General features: G+C 68.6%; 16 protein-coding genes. 9 read left to right on the top strand and 7 right to left on the bottom strand.

Annotated features, from left to right (window positions below; all coding sequences use genetic code 11):
• The first annotated feature begins 149 nt into the window (after positions 1-149).
• The 5 genes from HUA76_RS10225 to HUA76_RS10245 all read left to right on the top strand — a co-directional run bounded on the left by HUA76_RS10225 (position 150) and on the right by HUA76_RS10245 (position 6,250).
• A complete protein-coding gene (locus HUA76_RS10225) occupies positions 150-2,186 on the top strand; it encodes a zinc-dependent metalloprotease family protein (protein ID WP_174460730.1) in 2,037 nt (678 codons plus the stop codon).
• 159 nt (positions 2,187-2,345) lie between these two features.
• On the top strand, positions 2,346-2,846 hold the full coding sequence (locus HUA76_RS10230) for a VOC family protein (RefSeq protein WP_141644475.1): 501 nt from the start codon (positions 2,346-2,348) through the stop codon (positions 2,844-2,846).
• Between the two features lie 111 nt (positions 2,847-2,957).
• Entirely contained in the window at positions 2,958-3,698 is a 741-nt protein-coding gene (locus HUA76_RS10235; RefSeq protein WP_174460731.1) for an AHH domain-containing protein, read from the top strand.
• Positions 3,695-4,288, top strand: a complete 594-nt coding sequence (locus tag HUA76_RS10240; protein WP_371823459.1) for an imm11 family protein — start codon at positions 3,695-3,697, stop codon at positions 4,286-4,288. The genes HUA76_RS10235 and HUA76_RS10240 overlap by 4 nt, the downstream gene beginning before the upstream one ends.
• 255 nt (positions 4,289-4,543) lie before the next feature.
• Entirely contained in the window at positions 4,544-6,250 is a 1,707-nt protein-coding gene (locus HUA76_RS10245) for a DUF3616 domain-containing protein (RefSeq protein WP_174460732.1), read from the top strand.
• Between the two features lie 87 nt (positions 6,251-6,337).
• Here HUA76_RS10245 and HUA76_RS10250 read toward each other — a convergent pair whose 3' ends face one another.
• The 3 genes from HUA76_RS10250 to HUA76_RS10260 all read right to left on the bottom strand — a co-directional run bounded on the left by HUA76_RS10250 (position 6,338) and on the right by HUA76_RS10260 (position 8,494).
• Positions 6,338-6,598 (bottom strand): hypothetical protein, encoded by a 261-nt coding sequence (locus HUA76_RS10250; RefSeq protein ID WP_174460733.1) that lies wholly within the window; start codon positions 6,596-6,598, stop codon positions 6,338-6,340.
• Between the two features lie 109 nt (positions 6,599-6,707).
• Positions 6,708-7,004, bottom strand: coding sequence for a hypothetical protein (locus tag HUA76_RS10255; protein WP_174460734.1), 297 nt, complete (start codon positions 7,002-7,004; stop codon positions 6,708-6,710).
• A gap of 200 nt (positions 7,005-7,204) precedes the next feature.
• The gene (locus HUA76_RS10260; protein ID WP_174460735.1) at positions 7,205-8,494 is read right to left on the bottom strand and encodes a glycosyltransferase; all 1,290 of its coding nucleotides are present in this window, start codon (positions 8,492-8,494) and stop codon (positions 7,205-7,207) included.
• Between the two features lie 134 nt (positions 8,495-8,628).
• Between HUA76_RS10260 and HUA76_RS10265 the strand changes: the two genes are divergently transcribed.
• Together HUA76_RS10265 and HUA76_RS10270 are read left to right on the top strand one after the other, a co-directional pair.
• Complete coding sequence (locus tag HUA76_RS10265; RefSeq protein WP_141644471.1) at positions 8,629-9,294, top strand: hypothetical protein; 666 nt, start codon at positions 8,629-8,631, stop codon at positions 9,292-9,294.
• 100 nt (positions 9,295-9,394) lie between these two features.
• The gene (locus tag HUA76_RS10270; RefSeq protein WP_371817204.1) at positions 9,395-9,676 is read left to right on the top strand and encodes a hypothetical protein; all 282 of its coding nucleotides are present in this window, start codon (positions 9,395-9,397) and stop codon (positions 9,674-9,676) included.
• 66 nt (positions 9,677-9,742) lie between these two features.
• Here the strand turns inward: HUA76_RS10270 and HUA76_RS10275 are convergent, their stop codons facing one another.
• From HUA76_RS10275 to HUA76_RS10285, 3 genes are all read right to left on the bottom strand, one after another.
• Positions 9,743-10,057: a hypothetical protein gene (locus HUA76_RS10275; protein WP_174453933.1), complete on the bottom strand. Its 315-nt coding sequence runs from the start codon at positions 10,055-10,057 to the stop codon at positions 9,743-9,745.
• A gap of 128 nt (positions 10,058-10,185) precedes the next feature.
• On the bottom strand, positions 10,186-13,179 hold the full coding sequence (locus HUA76_RS10280) for a protein kinase (protein WP_174460736.1): 2,994 nt from the start codon (positions 13,177-13,179) through the stop codon (positions 10,186-10,188).
• A gap of 109 nt (positions 13,180-13,288) precedes the next feature.
• Positions 13,289-14,161: a class I SAM-dependent methyltransferase gene (locus HUA76_RS10285; RefSeq protein ID WP_174460737.1), complete on the bottom strand. Its 873-nt coding sequence runs from the start codon at positions 14,159-14,161 to the stop codon at positions 13,289-13,291.
• A gap of 136 nt (positions 14,162-14,297) precedes the next feature.
• Here HUA76_RS10285 and HUA76_RS10290 point away from each other — a divergent pair, with 136 nt between their 5' ends.
• Positions 14,298-15,587, top strand: a complete 1,290-nt coding sequence (locus HUA76_RS10290) for a M48 family metallopeptidase (RefSeq protein WP_174460738.1) — start codon at positions 14,298-14,300, stop codon at positions 15,585-15,587.
• A 45-nt stretch (positions 15,588-15,632) separates the two neighbouring features.
• The gene (locus tag HUA76_RS10295; RefSeq protein ID WP_141643321.1) at positions 15,633-15,929 is read left to right on the top strand and encodes a hypothetical protein; all 297 of its coding nucleotides are present in this window, start codon (positions 15,633-15,635) and stop codon (positions 15,927-15,929) included.
• Positions 15,930-15,960: 31 nt separating this feature from the next.
• On the opposite strand, the gene HUA76_RS10300 is transcribed toward HUA76_RS10295, so the two are convergent.
• Positions 15,961-16,374 carry a hypothetical protein gene (locus HUA76_RS10300; RefSeq protein WP_174460739.1) on the bottom strand — a complete coding sequence of 138 codons (414 nt, stop codon included), beginning with the start codon at positions 16,372-16,374 and terminating at the stop codon, positions 15,961-15,963.
• Positions 16,375-16,437: the final 63 nt, after the last annotated feature.

A 16,437-nucleotide genomic window follows, 5' to 3' on the forward strand; every position in this document is an offset into this window, starting at 1 on the left:
GGAGGCACGTGTGACGGCTCGTCACGTGCCCCGGGTGAATTCCTCGTGCCTTCCACCTGCGCTGTTGCCACCGCGTGCGGGCGGGGGCACAAGGCGCGCGGCGCTCCTCGGGCGACATCCGCTCGGGGACGCCGTTCGCCGGAGGCGAGATGTCCCGCACGTGGAACATGGTGGCGGCCGTGTGGTTCGCGGCCTGTGGCATTCAGGGTTGTGTTTCATCCGAAGAGGCTCAAACACCGGAGCAGGTGTCGCGCGAGGAGGCGTGGGAGGGCGAGCTGGAGGTCCGGGTGGTGGATGCGCCCTCGCTCGACGCCTCTCATGAGGAGTACGTCCTCGTCACCGGGCGCGAGCGTCACCCGGTGGTGTTCAAGGGCGACGCGCCGAAGGGCCTGCGCAGTGGCCTGCACGTGAAGCTGCGCGGACAGAGGACGGCGCGCCAGCTCGTCGCTCAATCGGTGGAGGTGGACACGCGGACCCGGTCCGCCAGCTCCACGCTGGGGACGTGTGGTGTCACCGGTGTGCAGCGCAGCCTGGTCATCATGGCGGCGTTCCCTGGCATGGCCACTCCCTCGAACACGCCGCAAGGGATGGAGGAGGCCTTCTTCTCCACCACGCGCCGCTCGCTGGCGGGGTACTGGAGCGAGGTCTCCGAGGGGCGCACCACGACGACAGGTGACGTGGTGGGCTGGTACACGCTGGACCGCGCCTATGCCTGCGAGGAGTCGGACGCGATGCGCACGGCCGCGCTCCAGGCGGCCGACGCGGACGTCGACTTCACGCAATATGACCGCATCTTCATCGTCCACCCGCGTCCGCAGGCGGGTTGCTACTACGGGGGGCTGGCCACGTTGTCCTGCGGTCAGGTCGCGACGCCGGACGGCACCGTGACGGCGTCCACCGCGTGGCTCGTCGCGCAGTCGATGAACACCCACGACAGCGCCGTGCAGCTCATCACGCACGAGGCGGGGCACAACCTGTCGCTGAACCACTCGCAGACGCGCGACTTCGACGCGGAGCCGCTGTCGCTGCTGAACCTGGCGGGCACGCTGGACGAGTACGGCGACGTCTTCTCCACCATGGGCCGTTGGAACCTGGGCCACTACGCGGTGCCTCACAAGGCGCGCATCGGCTGGCTGGCTCCGTCCTCGGTGGTCCAGGTGGATGGCGTGGGAGGCACCTTCACGCTCGCGCCGGTGGTGGCGTCAGGCGGCGTGAAGGCCCTCAAGGTGCGAAGGGGGCAGGGCAATGACGCGTGGCTGTGGCTGGAGTACCGCCAGCAGGTGGGCAGCTACGAGTCGACGCTGCCGTCCCAGGTGTTCGGTGGCGCGCTCATCCACTACGAGGACGCGGACACGCGGGATGGCACGCACCTGCTCGACTTCACGCCGGGGACCGCGTCCTGGAGCGACCCGGCCCTGCTTCCGGGCACGACGTGGGAAGACCCGTACAGCAACCTCTCCGTGACGGTCGTCTCCGCCACCAGCACCGCGCTCACGGTGACCCTCCAGTACCGTCAGGCCGCCTGCATCCGAGCCGCGCCCGAGGTCGAGGTGACGCCATTCGAGCCCACCGTCTGGCCTGGAAGCCGCCCCGAGGTGGAGCTGCTCATCATCAATCGTGACTCGGTGGGCTGTACCCCGAGCGTCTTCCAGCTCGCGGCCATCGTCCCGCCGGGCTGGAGCTCCGACCCGCTGCCCGCGCAGCGCACCATCGCCGCGTCGGGTTCGACGTCGCTGACGCTCCAGCTCTACACGCCGTACGCCGCGACGCCGGGGATGTACACCACGGGCGTGGACGTCACGCGCAATGGCCACACCGTGAGGGGCACGGCCGCGCAGGAGGTCGTCGAGCGCTGTATCTCCGCGACTCCCACGCTCACGCTCTCGCCCACGACGGTGACGGCTTCGCCGGGCACGGACGTCACCTGGACGGTGTACGTGCAGAACCACGACTCCGCTTCGTGCAATTGGGTCTGGTACGACTTCTGGAACAACGACACGACGGGCTGGGACACGACCTGGTCTGACTGGGGCGTGAACCTGCCGCCGGGTGGCGACTTCACCTTCACGATGACGAAGACCATTCCCGCGAATGCCCAGGGCACCCACACGGTGGGCCTGGAACTCTTCCAGGACGAAGTCGGCATCGTGGCGAGCACCACCGCCACCGTGCATGTGGCTGAGTAGCTGAAGGGGAGGGGAGCCGGCCCGCGCTCGCGTCGAGCCCCCGGCTCCTCTCGGCCAGGCGACCCATTGGCTGCTCAAGGGCTTGCGAGCCACGGCGGCGAGCCGGGTGCACGGACCCTGTTCAGTTTGCTCCTGAGGCACAGCCCGAAGGAGCCGCTCATGTCCAAGTTCCAGCGCATCACCCCGTTCCTGTGGTTCCCCGACCAGAAGCAGACGGAGGCCGCCGTCGCGCTCTACACGTCGGTCTTCCCGAACTCGCGAGTCGTCACGACGACGCGCTACAACGAGCCGAGCGCGAAGGTGAGCGGTCAGCCCCTTGGCGCGGTGATGACCCTCGAGTTCCAGCTCGACGGCCAGGACTTCGTGGCCATCAACGGAGGTCCCCACTTCAAGTTCACGGAGGCCCTGTCGTTGGTGGTGAACTGCGAGTCGCAGGCGGAGGTGGACCACTACTGGTCACGCCTGTCCGAAGGCGGTGACGAGCGCGCCCAGCAATGTGGCTGGCTCAAGGACCGCTTCGGCGTGTCGTGGCAGGTGGTGCCCACCGAGTTGGTCCGACTGCTCGCGGGCCCGGACTCGGAGAAGTCCCGCCGCGTGACGGAGGCGATGTTGAAGATGAAGAAGCTCGACCTCGACGCCCTCCGTCGTGCGGCGGGCTAACGGACCGCTCCTGCGCACCGGCGCTGTCCGTTGTGCGCCCGGGGTTGCGTGGCCAACAGGTGCCCTGGGGTCTCGTTGTCGAACTGGCGCGAGGCCCGTTCTGCTTCGCCCATGCCGGTCATCATCCGAGGGCACCGCGTCAGATTCGAGACGGCTGGGCCGAATGACGGCCCACGGCCCGCGAAGCTTTCGCCGTGCAGGTACTGCGGCAAGGAGGGGCATGCGTTCGCCACGAAGCCGGGATGGAGCTCGGGAAGCTCGGCGGTACTGTTCAACAACATCCTCCGTGGCGCGGAGCCGCAAGCCCACCCTTGGTACTCTGGGCGGTGGTCCATCGCGGCTCACCACCTCATCTGCTCGGAGGTGATGGCTGAGGACGACGAGTGGACGTCCATTTGCTGGATGACTGGCTACGACATCAACCACCGGCGCAACGGTGTCATCCTCCCGATGGTTCTCGTGGTGGCGTGTGAGCTTCATGTCCCCGTTCATCGAGGCAACCACGCTGGGGGCTGGGCCAGTGAGAAGGAGATGCCCTATCCGGACGCGGTGCGCGAACTGGTGGAAGCGTACGGCGAGGCCGCCCTGGCTGGAGCCTACTGCTCGGACCCGGCGCGGTTCATCGCGGACCTGAATGACCTGAGCCGTGACATTCTCTCGCGCCTGGCTGCCGGCGCATGGACAATCACATCCGACGGGAGGGATTATCTGGCTGGCGGCGTGGGCTGTGCAGGCGTGCACAGCCTCCAAAGCAAGCCTCGGCGGCCATGCTCCCATGGTCGCCGCCATGGGGTGAGGCACGGGACGACAGGGAATCCCCTCCCGCGTCGGACGCTCCAGGTGGGAGAGTGAGAGGCGCCATGCAGCGCGACTACTACGTATGGACGCGAGCGCCGTCCGAGCGGCACCCGCTCCTGGCATGGGCCCAATCCTCGCTGGCGTTCCGGCAGGGCCGCGAGGTGGACACGGGTGAAGTCGTGCAGCTCCGGCTCGGCGAACCAATGCCTTTGAGGCCTGTGATGGTGGACTGCCACACGCTGCCGGCGCCCGTGGTCTCCGAGCGCCTGGCGGACGTGCTGCGCTCGGTGCCGCTGCCGGGCGTGCAACTCATTCCCGCAGATGTGCAGGTTGAAGAGGGGGATGTCCGCCGCTACACGCTGGTGCACATGTGGCGTCGCCTTTCGGTGATGGACCGGGAGCGCTCCGTGTACCGGCTGGCGGGGAGCGGCATCGTCCTGACGGGGCTGGACCGGCTCGTGCTCGATGAGTCCGTCCTCCGGGATGTTCCTCTCGGCGAGCGGCTGGCGTTCAGGCTCAAGGAGGCTGTCGTCCACCTCGTCCACGCCTCACTTGTGGAACGGGTGCTCGGGCTGTCTCCACCACCAGAGGGACTTCGATTCATCCCACTGGAGGCCTGGGATGATTCCGTGGCGTTCCGATAGACGGACTGCCGCGGCACTCCAGATCAAGCCTTGAATTCAGGCAGGTGGAGCATGGGCTCCGCTGGATGCTTGTTCACCTCCATGCACGCCAACACAACCCCTCCCTACCTTTGACCTCGGGCAGGGTCTTCTCATTCTCAGGTCCTCTGCGTACACCGCGCCGAACGTTGTCGCGGGGTTTCGACAGAATCGTTACGGCATTCCGTCGCGAGCCGGGGGACGGTGCTGCCTCGCACGATGCGCGAGGGAAATGACATGCGTGGATTGAAGCGTCCGTTCATCGCTGTGCTCGTCGCGTCCTCCTGGCTCCTGGGAGGATGCGGAGAAGTGGAACCCGCGCTGCGTGACACGGAGCCGGAGGCTTCGCTCCCCTTCACCCAGCCGCTGGCGGCCACCCAGAGCACGTCATTCCAGGATGGCGTGGCCCCGACGACGGACTACGCGGGCACCCGGGACGCGATGATTGAAGAAGAGGACTCCGACGCCAACCACGGGAGCGACACGAAGCTCTCCGCGAGCGGAGACACGCCCGCCGGCAGCGGCAACGAGAACTTCGCCCTGCTGGCGTGGGACGTGTCCGCCATTCCAGCCAACGCCGTCGTCCGCTCCGCCTCGCTCACCGTCACGGTGTCCGACAAGGCCGACCAGGACTATCAGTTGTATGCGCTGACGCGCGGCTGGACGGAGAGCCAGGTCACCTGGGAGCAGGCGGATAACAGCCAGGACTGGGCCTCGAACGGCGCGGATGGAACGGGTGACCGGAACCCCGCGGTGCTGGGCACGCTTCGAGCGCCCGCGACCGGCACGTACACCGTGATGCTGAATGCCCAGGGGGTGGCGGCGGTGCAGCGGTGGGTGAGCACACCCGCGAGCAATCAGGGCCTCATCCTCGCCAACAAGGACAATGACAACCGCCTGGAGCTGCGCTCGAGCGAGTACTCGACGAAGGCGTCGCGTCCCAGGCTCACCGTGACGTGGGAGGCGTCGGGAACGCCCGGTGGCGAGGTGCCCGCCTCGGGGACGTTCAAGGGCACTTGTGACGGCTCCGGTGGCGCCTGGGTGGATGGGACGCACTTCCTGAACGTGAATGACGAGTCCCAATCCGTGCGCATCTACACCCGGAGCCAGAGCGCCACCGCTGTGAAGACGCAGGACGTGAGCGCCGCCATCGGCCTCTCGTCGTCGGACGAGGCGGACCTGGAGGACGTGGCCCGCGTGGGCAATCGCCTCTACGTGACGGGCTCGCACGCGCGCAACAAGGACGGAGAGCTGGAGTCGTCGCGCTACAAGTTCTTCGCGCTGGATGTCGCGGGCACCGCACCCTCGGTCACCCTGCAGGTGGCGGGGACGTCCTCGACGCTGCTGCGTGACTTGCTCGACGCCGCCAACTGGGATGCTCCGGACTCGGCCGTCATCACGCTGCTGAATGCGCGCTCACGGTTGTCGGAGCCCACGGTGGCCTCGCTCGCGCCAAAGCTGAACGGCACCAACGTGGAGGGGCTCGCGGCGTTGCCCTCGGGCGAACTGGCCATCGGCTTCCGCAACCCACGCGTGGGCTCCAGTGCCCTGGTGGTGACGCTGACCAATCCGGACGCCGTCCTCACGGGAGCCACTGCGCGGTTTGGTCGAGCCATCCCCCTGAATCTGGGAGGCCAGGGACTGCGAGGCATGGCGTGGTCGGAGGCCCACCAGGCGATGTTGCTCCTCAGCGGTCCGCACGACGAGAGCAGTGGCCCCTTCGCCCTCTGGAAGTGGTCGGGCGACGCGAGCAGCGCGCCAGTGAAGGTGGTTGACCTGACCGCGCCGGAGAACTCCGCGCCGGAGGCCGTCAGCCCCTATCCCGGCTCGCTGGATGTGCAGGTGCTCTTCGACATGGGCTCGCGCTTGATGGGGGGGACGGAGTGCAAGGACGTCGCATCCTCCAGCCAGAGCTTCAGCGACGTGTTCGTGCACGTCGACTGAGTCAGGGCCCGGAAGATGCCCGGGGCGAGACTCCGGGAAGAAGAGGAGTCTCGCCCCAGGAGGGGTGTGGGGACTTCGAGGGGGGCTTCAACAGCCAGAGATGCAGATGGAATAGACGGCGGAGCAGCCCGCCAGGCATCCCAGGTTGCCGCCACATCTGCCGTTGCAACTCGACAGATTGTCGGAACACTTCTCCCTGCAGGTCTTCGTCGCGGCCGCGGAGACCTCCCCGGTCTGGGCGCTGTCCTCGGAGGGGGTGTCCAGCGTCTCGTCGGGCTCCATGGGACCACAGCCCACGGTCAACACGAGGGCCGCCATGCCTACCAACCACGCCAGGGGATTCTTCATGTTCGTTACTCCTTGTCGTCGGGAGCGAGCGCTCCCGTGTGTTTGATGTCAGGTTGAAAGTCTTGGATGGATTCCGAGGGGGAGGCGGGTGGCCGTGAGTGATGAGGGCCTACCGCGGCTCCTGCTCACCGTGGGTGAGCGCGAGGAGCGCCTTGAAGGGGTCCTCCATCCGCGCCTCCGGCGTCGGAGCGCCTGTCGGGGTGCAGATGGCGCCCGGGAAGTCGGGCATGAGGTTCACGGGGCTCTTCGGCTTCTGGGGCTCGAAGCAGCTCGTCGCACCCGTCGGAGACGGCATGGCCGCGGACGGCTGGGTGCCCGGAGTGTCGCAGATGGACTTGGGCAGCGCGTTGTCGACTTTGGGCTGGTTGATGAACTGCTTGATGGAGGTCGCGCTTCCAATGCTCATGGTCCTGCTCCTGTCTGAGGGGCTCTGGACGACAGCAAAGCAAGGCCGGGGCCACGACCTAAGGGCGCGAAAGGACGAGCCGGCGCGGAGCCGGTTGTAGGCCGCGGACTACAAGTCGCGGCGGGATTGCTGGCTGGAGACTGCAATCGCGCAAGCTCTCTCCTCGCCCCGCGAAACTCTTCAGCGCCCTGGGTGAGCGCTCACTTCACCAATCGCAGCACCGCTCGCACCGCGCGCTCCGTTCCGTCCACGCCTTCCAGCGAGGCGGCGAGCGCGCGGGCCCGGGCCGTGACGGCGGGCTCCAGGAGTCGGGAGAGGGCACTGGCGACGGAGGTCGCATCGAGCGCCGAGGGAAGCACCGCGACGCCCACGCCGAGCCGCTCCACGCGACGCGCGTTCGCGAGCTGGTCCCCGCCGAAGGGAATCACCACCATGGGTCGGCCCGCGGCGAGCGCTTCCTGCACGGTGTTGTTCCCGCCATGTGTCACGACGAAGTCCACGCGCTGGAGCAAGGGCACCTGGGGCACCTGACGGAACACGAGCGTGCGAGGGCCGGCGCGCGGCTCCAGTCGGCCGAAGCTGGCGCCCGCGCTGACGACGGTGTGGACGTCATGTCGCGCCAGTCCGTCGAGGATGGCGTTGAACACGCGAGGCTGTCCGTTGAACACGGTCCCCAGCGACACGTACACGTGGCGGCGTCCCGGCTGAAGGGCGCGCAGCGCGGGGTCGTCCTGGTCCGCCTCACGGGCGCGCGGAAGGCAGGGGCCCACCATCTCCACGGGGCCTGTGAGTGGTTTCAAGCCCGGCTCGAGCTCGGGAATCGTCATCAGAAGATTGAGGTCGTCGGAGATGGGCGCGGAGAGCAGCCCTCCCCCGCGGAGCTGGACACCCAACGTGCTCGCGTCCCGCGCGACGCGCTCATCGAACCAACGGCCGAGCGACTGCGTCGCTGCCTCCGCGCGCGCCCAGGTCGCATCGCGGGGCGCATCATCGGGAAGACCGCTGCCAAAGGGTGACGCCCCCTCCACGGGGAAGGGCAGCGCCGAGTGATAGAGCGCCGCATAGGGCCGCTTCGTCAGTCGGGCGGCGAGCAGCGCGGCCGGCATGAGGTAGTCACCGAGCACCACGTCGCTGTGGGCCGCCTCGATTTCCCGGGCGAGGTGGCGGGCCTGGGACTTCATCCCGGCGGTGAACAGCCGGAGCGCCAGGGCCAATTCGTCGACGCCACGGGCGCGCGGGATGCGGGCCCCATACCAGAGCATCGCGGGCGAGGGCTGGAGCCGGATGAGGCGCAGGCCGTCGCGCTGGATGGCGTGGGGCAGCGTCGTCGCGACGCGCAGGGGCTCGGACCAGAGGTCGGAGAAGGGGAGGGGTGGCGCGGCCAGGGCCATCGCGACGTCGTGGCCCAGCTCGCGCAACCGTCCACCCAGGACTCGCAAGGCGTTGGTGTGGCCCGCCGTCGGATGGGCCGCCATCAAGATGCTCGACATGGAGGACGCTTAGCACGACCTGTCGTGCCGCCTGCCCCCCGGTGTGCCTGCCCGGGTGTCACAGCGGGGGCTCCACCACTCCACGTCAGAGGGAGCCACGGTGGCTTCCCTTCGAGCTTCGAGAGGTGGGGACCATGTCCAAGGAAACGCAGTCCTTCCTGACGGTGCTGCTGTCACTCGTGCTGGTGCCGGGAGTCCTGCTCCTCGTCAGCGCGGTGACGGGAGGCGCCTTCCCGGCGGGCGTCGCGCTGCTGCTGGGGCTACCGCTGGGGCTGGGGTACGGCCTGGAGGCCGGGCTCTTGCGCATCTATCCGCTGCCCTCCGCGCAAGGCTGGGTGGAGCTCATCATCGACCTCACCTGGAGCCTGCCCAACACGCTGTTCGGCTTCATCTTCGGAAACATCGTCTATGTCTTCTTCGGCAAGCTGTCCCGCCCCGACTCGGAGGGACAGGGCTGGATTGTCTATCGAGCCAACCCGGGAGGCTCGTTCGGAAACAACGTGCTCCAGACGCTGGGCACGGTGAACCTGGGCGGCGCGGGGCAACACGAGAAGATGCACCTGCTCCAGGCGCGCATCTTCGGCCCCTTCTACCTGCCCTTCGTCGCAGCCTCGTATGTCATCACGTCCCTGCTGCAACTGCTCTGGACGTGTACCCTCGGCGGGCTCCTGAAGCTGCTCGGTATGCGAGACAAGGCCTACCTCCGGCCGCCCGCGCGCTCCGCGGTGGGAGGCTTCTTCGGGTGGATCTACTACGCGACGCCCATCGAGCTGTGGGCCTACGCCACCGGCAACCCTTGAGACAGGCTGAGTCATTATTGCCGTCTTGTCCTGCTTTGCACGACTGGTGCTAGGTTTGCTCCACCGGAAGCCCAATCATGGCCCGGTGGAGGGTGCACACGTGCGCAGCAGGAACATCCTGGGTGGGTTGTTGACGGCGGCACTGCTGACGATGGGCTGTGGTGGCATGGAGCCGGCGCTGGAGGAGGAGCAGGCCTCGCTCGACACGCGCGAGGACGCGCTGCCCTTCTGCGGCAACCAGTCCTACTGGATTGATTACTACTCCGACGCGACGTACACGAAGTGGGTCGGATACATCTCATGTGAGTGTTATCAGACCGCGTGGCTCTCCGGCCGCCGGACCAGCTTCGCGGTGACGGACTTCTCGTCCACCTGCGGCTGATGACCCTGGCTGCTCGCGGGCCCTGCCCGATGCTCCCTGTGAGGGGCATCGGGCCGAGCCCATGCGCTACGGACAGATGTTGTAGCAGGAGCCCGCGCCGCGAGCCCGGCACTCCGCGGTGGAGGAGCAGCTCGAACAGTCGTAGGAGCAGTAGCCCAGCAGACCCACCGGCTCGTCAGAGAAGAGGGCAGGCGTGGCGTCCAGCGGGAGCCCGCTGCGCGCCCTCGACATGAGCAGCTTCTGCTTGTCCGCCTCACAGGCGCTGGCGGCTGGGGTGGTGGAATCGTCCGCGACAGGTTCATCCTGAGGGAAGGTGGCGGCAATCATTCCCACCGCGACGGTCAACGCCAGCACGAATCCAAAGGCAGGCTTCAGCGTCATTCAGAGCTCCTGGTGAGGGGAACACCGCGATGATGCATCCAAGGCCTGACTTGCTCGCATGCGTCATGGGCCGCGCTGTGCAGCTCTGAACAGCGCGGCTCGTGTGTGCGCCGAGGTCCGGGGAGCCCTCACTGCGCGGTCCTCGCGCCTCGGCGGGCACCTTGCCGCTGTTGGATGCCCCGGCGCAGCTTGGCGATGAGCACCTCGGGACTGGCGGAGCGGACCAGGACGTCATCGGCCCCGGCCTCCAGGCTGGCGGTGAACACGCTGGCGTCTTCCTTGTCGACGATGAGGTAGACGGGAAGGTCCTCGGTGGCCGGGTTCTTCCGGAGCGCTTGCAGGAGCGAGTGCAGGTCTCCATCCGGCAACGGGTTGGCCAGGATGGCCGCCTGCGCGCCGGCGCCCACGGCCTTCTCCACGTCCGCGCGCGTCCGGGCGCGCACGGTGCTGAAGCCCTCCGCCATGAGGCGGATCTGCAGCGTCATCGCATTGGCGCCGTCCGTCTCGGCCACCACCACCCGGGGCGCCGTCTGGTCAGCCAGCGCGCTGGCCTCCAGCTCCGTGGTGAGCGCCTCCAGGACGGGGATGGGCAGGCGCGCGTCCTGGCGAAGCGCCTGGAGCGCCTGGGCCGCCCTGGCCGGTGTCGGCTGCGCGCTCTGGACCTCCTGGACGAAGCGCGCCGCGCCCAGCAGGGCCCCCGCCGCGCGTCCCACGGGCGGAGCGCGCTCCTCGCCTTCCGGCAGCACGGCGACCAGCAGCTCGGTCACCTCGGGCATGCCGCTGCTCGCGAGCACCAGGGCGCGAGCGCGCGAGGGCAGCGTGAAGCGGCGCGGCTCCTCCAGTCGCGCGGCCAGGGCCAGGGCGCAGGCCGCGGTGCCGAGCACGGCCTCGTCCACGCGCCCGGCGCCCAGCCTCACCGCGATGCGTCGCGCCAGCTTCGTCAGGAAGGGCGCCAGCGTCGCGCTGCCGCCGAGCATCGACAGCATTCCATCCAGCAGTCGGGCCTGCGTCTCGGCGAGCCGCGCCAGCGGTCCGCCCTCGCCCATCAACGCCGCGCTGTAGGAAGGCAGCAGGCGCACCTCCACCTGGGGATGCGCGGCGCGCAGCTTCTGCGCGAGACCGGCGGCGTCCGTCACCGAGTCCTCGAGCACGAGCACCAGGTCATAGCCCCCGAGCGCGAGCGCGCGTCCGGCATCGGCCGAGGGACTGGTCGCCGCCGCCAGGCCCTGCATCAACAGCAGTCGCACCACGGCCTCGCGAGGCTCGGAGGGCTCCGCCACCAGCAACACCATGCGCGCGCGCACGTCGCTCCGGGGCGGCGTCACCCGGCTCGCGGTCTCCATGGAGACGGGAGTCCTGGTGTCCGGTGACTCGGTCGGCGTGAAGGTGCGCTCGTCGAGCACCGCGCGGCCGGTGAACTGCTCCGCGAACTGGAGCACGCGCGCGTGCCCGCCGACGTCGGGCTCATCCTCCAGCTCAATGGGGACGCGCTCCCGGGGGCGGGGCTCCTCCTCGGTGTAGAAGCGTTGGATGGCCTTGCGGATGGCCTGCTCCGTGGCGAACAGCCCCTGGACGGCGACGGCGCGCGTGGAGAACTTGAGCGCGTCGGTGACCTGCACGTCCCGAGGGTCCTGCACCGCGCAGAACAGCTCGCGTCCGCGCAGTCCCACGGGGACGGCGCACAACCGCTCGCACAGCTCGCGGGGAATCTGTTGGATGAGCTCCCTGGGCACTGGCAGGGCTTGGAGCTTCTCGTCGGTGATGTGTGGCAGGCCGGACTGCTCGGACAGCGCGCGCACGAGGTTCTCGGGCTCCAGCCAGCGCTCGTGGACGAGCAACTGGCCCAGCCTGCCGCCCTTGCGTTTCTGGAGCGCCAGGGCTTCATCCAGGACGTGGGGCGTGAGCATGCCGCGCGTCAGCAGGATGGCGCCCAATTGCTGGCGTGTCCGGGCCGCGCGGGGGCCGGGCGGGAATGGCGCGGGGGCCAGTCGTGTGGGGGGCTCGATTCCCAGCGCTGGAGGACTCGCGGTGGGAGGGCGAGCCACCGCTGTGACTCCCATCCCGTTGGGGGGCGGCGTCACGGGACGCAGCATGGGCGGCGGGCCCGGAGGGGGACGTCGGGTCTCCCTTCCGGGAGGGGTGCGCGTGCGCGGAAAGTCCGCACCCTCCAGGCGAATCTCCTCTCCGGGGACACTGGCCAGGTCCGCCAGGGGCGAGCGCCAGTCTGGAAAGGCGCGGCCGAAGAGGCTGGCGATGTCGGAGGCGCTCACGCGCAGGCGGTGGTCGAAGAGGAAGTTCTGGATGGACTCGGAGAACTCACGGGCCACGGGAAATCGCGCGGCGGGTTGGGCGGCGAGTGCGCGCAGGAGCAGGGCCCACAGCGGCGCGGGGACGCCGGGCAGGGGCTCCAGGGCGCGCTCGTCGAAGTTGCCCAGCGCGTGGATGATGTGAGGCGTGGTCCCCTCGAAGAGGCGGCGTCCGGCGAGCATCTCGTAGAGCAGCAGGCCCAGCAGGAAGATGTCGCTGCGCTGGTCCACGGGACGACCGTGGACCTGCTCGGGGGACAGGTAGTTGATTTTGCCCTTGAGCACGCCGACCTGCGTCTCCTGGTGTCCCTCGTCCGCGACCTTGGCGATGCCGAAGTCGGCCAGCTTCACGCCTCCGTTGCTGGAGACCATGACGTTGGAGGGATTGACGTCGCGGTGGATGATGTTGAGCGGGGCGCCGCTGGAGTCCGTGCAGCCATGGGCATACGCGAGGCCGTCCGCCACCTGCTGGGCGATGAAGCAGATTTCGCGAATCCCCAACGGGACTTGTCGCCTGCGCGCCGCCTTGAGCAGCGCGCCCAGGTTCTCCCCGTCCACGAACTCCATCACCATGTAGTACTGGCCAGCGCTGGAGCCCAGGTCCAGCACCTGCAAGACATTGCCGTGCTGAAGCGAGACGGAGAGCTTGGCTTCGCGCAGGAACAGGTCGACGAAGGCCGCGTCCTGCACGAAGGAGGGGAGGATGCGCTTGACGGCGACAGGCTTCTCGAAGCCCTCGGCGCCCACCACCTTGCCCAGGAAGACCTCGGCCATACCGCCCGCGGCCAGCTTCTTCACGATGCGGTAGGTCCCCACGCTGTCTCCGGAGCCGCAATGCCATCGCAGACGTTCCGGAGAGAGGAAAGGTCACAATCGGGCGTTCCGGGCTCCAGGGGCCGGGAAAAGTGGCGGGACTGTCTTTCGGTCAACGCTTGTCGGCGGTGGGGTGTCTGTTCTTGGACGCCGCGGACGGATGGCGGATGCCCGTGGTGAGGTAGGCATTGAAGAGGCCGACCTGGGGTCCCGGGCCCAGGACGGTGGAGACCTTCTCCAGCAGGGCCTGCTGGATGGAGGGCCACTTCTCACCCAGGGCCTTGCGCGCCAGGACGACGGGGGCGCTCGCGCGAATCATGGAGTCCACCATGGCGGCGGTGGATGGGTATTCGGCGCGGGCCGTCGTCTCGTACACGGCGACCTCGTCAAAGCCAGCCGAGGCCATCTCGCGCAGACACGTCTCCCGATCCGATAGGGGCATCATGCCGTCCCGAGGCGCGCCACCGCCACCGCCGCCGCCTGTCATCAGCTCCGCGAAGCTTTGATAGACGGTGTTCATCGCGGGGGAGTGCTCCAAGGGCAGCCAGCTGGACACGATGGCGCGGCCGCCTGGGACGAGCACGCGGTGCAGCTCGCGGAAGCCGCGCGGGCGGTCCGGGAAGAACATCAGGCCGAAGAGGGAGAAGGCGGTGTCGAATGCCTGGTCGGGCAGGGGCAGGGCCATGCCGTCGCCCGCGAGCGCTTCGATGTCGAGCCCTTCCGCGGTGGCGCGCTCACGCAGCGCGGAGAGCATCTGGGGGGCGAAGTCCACCGCCGTCACGCGGGCGCCCTGTCGCGCCGCGAGCAGGGAGAGGGTGCCGGGACCCGCCGCCACATCCACCACGCGCGAGCCCGGGCCGACGGCCATGCGAGAGAGGGCGTCCCGGGCGAAGTTCTCGAACACGGGGAGCAGCTCGCGCACGTACTCGGGCGCGACGAGGTCCCACGGTTCGGGGGCTGCGAGCGGTGAAGCGGTCGACGACATGGGGTGTGGCCTCCAGGATGTTGGACGCGGATTCCACCCTGAACGGGCCGCGAGCGCTTGGAAGAAATGCACCACCCGCGTGCCGCCAGGGCAGGGGCGGGGCTCCACGATGACTTCGGGTACGCTCGGAGCGCCCATGTCTTTCGCGCGTTCCTTTCTGCTCCTGTTCGTCGCCGCATGTTCCACCACCACGGGCGGTATGCATTCTCAGGCCACTCCCTTGCTGGTGTCCCATCCGGAGCAGCACTCCGTGCGAGTGGCGCGCGCTGTCGAGGCCACGGAGCGGAAGGACTTCGACACCGCGCAGCGGCAACTCGACGAAGCCCTCGCAGATGCGCCCACGGACGCGAAGGCCCTCTTCGTCCAGGCCTGTGTCTTCCTGGAGCGGGGCTCGCTGAAGGAGGCCACGGGGATGGTGAAGCGCCTGCGCGCATCGGCGCCCGCGAGTCTCGAAGCACCGGTCCTCGAAGTGCTCATCGAGAGGCGCGGTACCCACCCGACAGAGGACTGGCGCGACTCATTCTTGTGGGCGTGGAGGAAGGCGGGTCGTCCGGGGTTCCAGGACCGCGACCTGTTCGACGGGATGGGTGATCTCCTGGAGAAGGCGAAGGCACTGCTGGCTGGAGCCTGGGGGCGGACGAACAGCGCGGAGGTCCGGCTGGTGCTCGCGCTCGCCGGCGACGAGCTTGATGCGGAGTCGCGGCGCTGGCTGTTCGCGCATCTGGAGGAGGTCAAGGACCCTGGATTGCTGCTGGCCGCCCTGGCGTTCTTCCAGCGCGATGTCCTGGTTGGGGAGCAGCGCGACCTGTTGCGGTCACGACTCCGTCGCTTCGCGGAGGATGCGCCGACGGACATGCAGCGCTCCCTCCTGCTCTTGCTGGAGCCTCGCGTGGCCGATGCGCCGTTCACCGACGAAGAGCTCCGCGAACTGGAGCGCATCGCGGCCCTGCCCGACTTCCGGCCCACGTCCACCGTGTCGATGTACGCGCAAGCGGAGCGGCTCTTGAGGTCAGCGGGGGTGGCTCACCCCGAGAATGGCGCCTTCATGGTGACGGTGAGTGAGCTGGTGATTGACGGGCCCAATTTGATCTCCAAGGTCGTCAAGGCCTCCGGCGAGGGGCTCTCCGCTGACCACCGCATGCGGCTGGGGCGGGTGCTGTGGTCCCTGGGTGAGCGCATGGCGGCCGAGTCGACGCTCGTCGAGCGCCTGGTGGGGCTGAACACGATGAGGGAGGGGGCCATGCTGCTCATTGACTCCGAGCGACTCACCCAAGCGGCGCTGGCGCTCGAAGAGGGACGGGAGGTCGCGCGCGTCTCGAGGAGTCTCGAACTCGACGCGTGGCCTCTCCCTTCGCTGCAGGAGGCGATGTTGGCCGCGACGGTGAAGGACGAGTGGACGCACCTGCGTGCCTTCGCCGTGCCCTGAGGCTGCCCTTGACTCATGGGCCCGGTCACCAGAGGCTGTGACGCAATGCTGATTCGATGGGTGGCTTGGGGCGCGATGATGGCGCTGCACTTCCTCGCGATTGTCTTCGTCCCGGCGTCGATTGCGCCCGCGCTGGCCGGCTCCGTCTACCTGCCGCTGATGCCCCTGCGTGCCCTGGGGCTCCCAGTCTTGTCGCAGGAGCCGTCGGGCGGCTGGGCCGGACCATCGGTGCTCGGCTGGGTCGCGGTCGTCCTTGTCTGGGGGCTGGTGTGGTGGGGCGTGGTGTTGCTGCTCACCCACTTCGTGCAGCGGCGCGTTCGTCGCGCATCTCACGTGGCTTGATGGAGTGACGCCGGCTTCCGGCGAGGCTCCTTCAACCCGCGACGCCAACGGCCTCTGGCTCGTGCCAGCCGAGGCCCAGACATTTCCAGCACGTCGCGGTGCGGAGGATGGACCCCGTCCCCGTGCAGGCCGCGCAGTCGAGCGCGCTCACGGTGCGCTCGGGCAACAGCTCCCGCAGTCGGGGATACTTCTCGCGGCTCGTGGTGAGTGCGACCACCTTCCACACGTCATCAGTCGCTTCGGACTTGGAGTCCTCCCAGTCGTACGTCAACACCGTGCCGTCTGGGCGAAGAACGACCAGGCCGCCCATGTCGGCATACAGGGGCAGTCCGCCGAGTTCGCGGGCAAGCTCGCGCTGGTCAGCGGGCTCCGTGGGATTGAGCAGGAACTCCTTCAGCCACCGCTCGATATCGCGACGGAGGCTCTCGGAAGGCTTGTGGCTCATGCTCCCTCGGAACGGGGGTGTCCTGGTCGTCATGCCTCCAGAGGTTAGCGCCTCCGACGCAAC

Origin of the sequence: Myxococcus sp. CA056 (assembly GCF_013336715.1) — a bacterium.
In the GTDB taxonomy this organism is placed as follows: Bacteria; Myxococcota; Myxococcia; order Myxococcales; family Myxococcaceae; genus Myxococcus; species Myxococcus llanfairpwllgwyngyllgogerychwyrndrobwllllantysiliogogogochensis.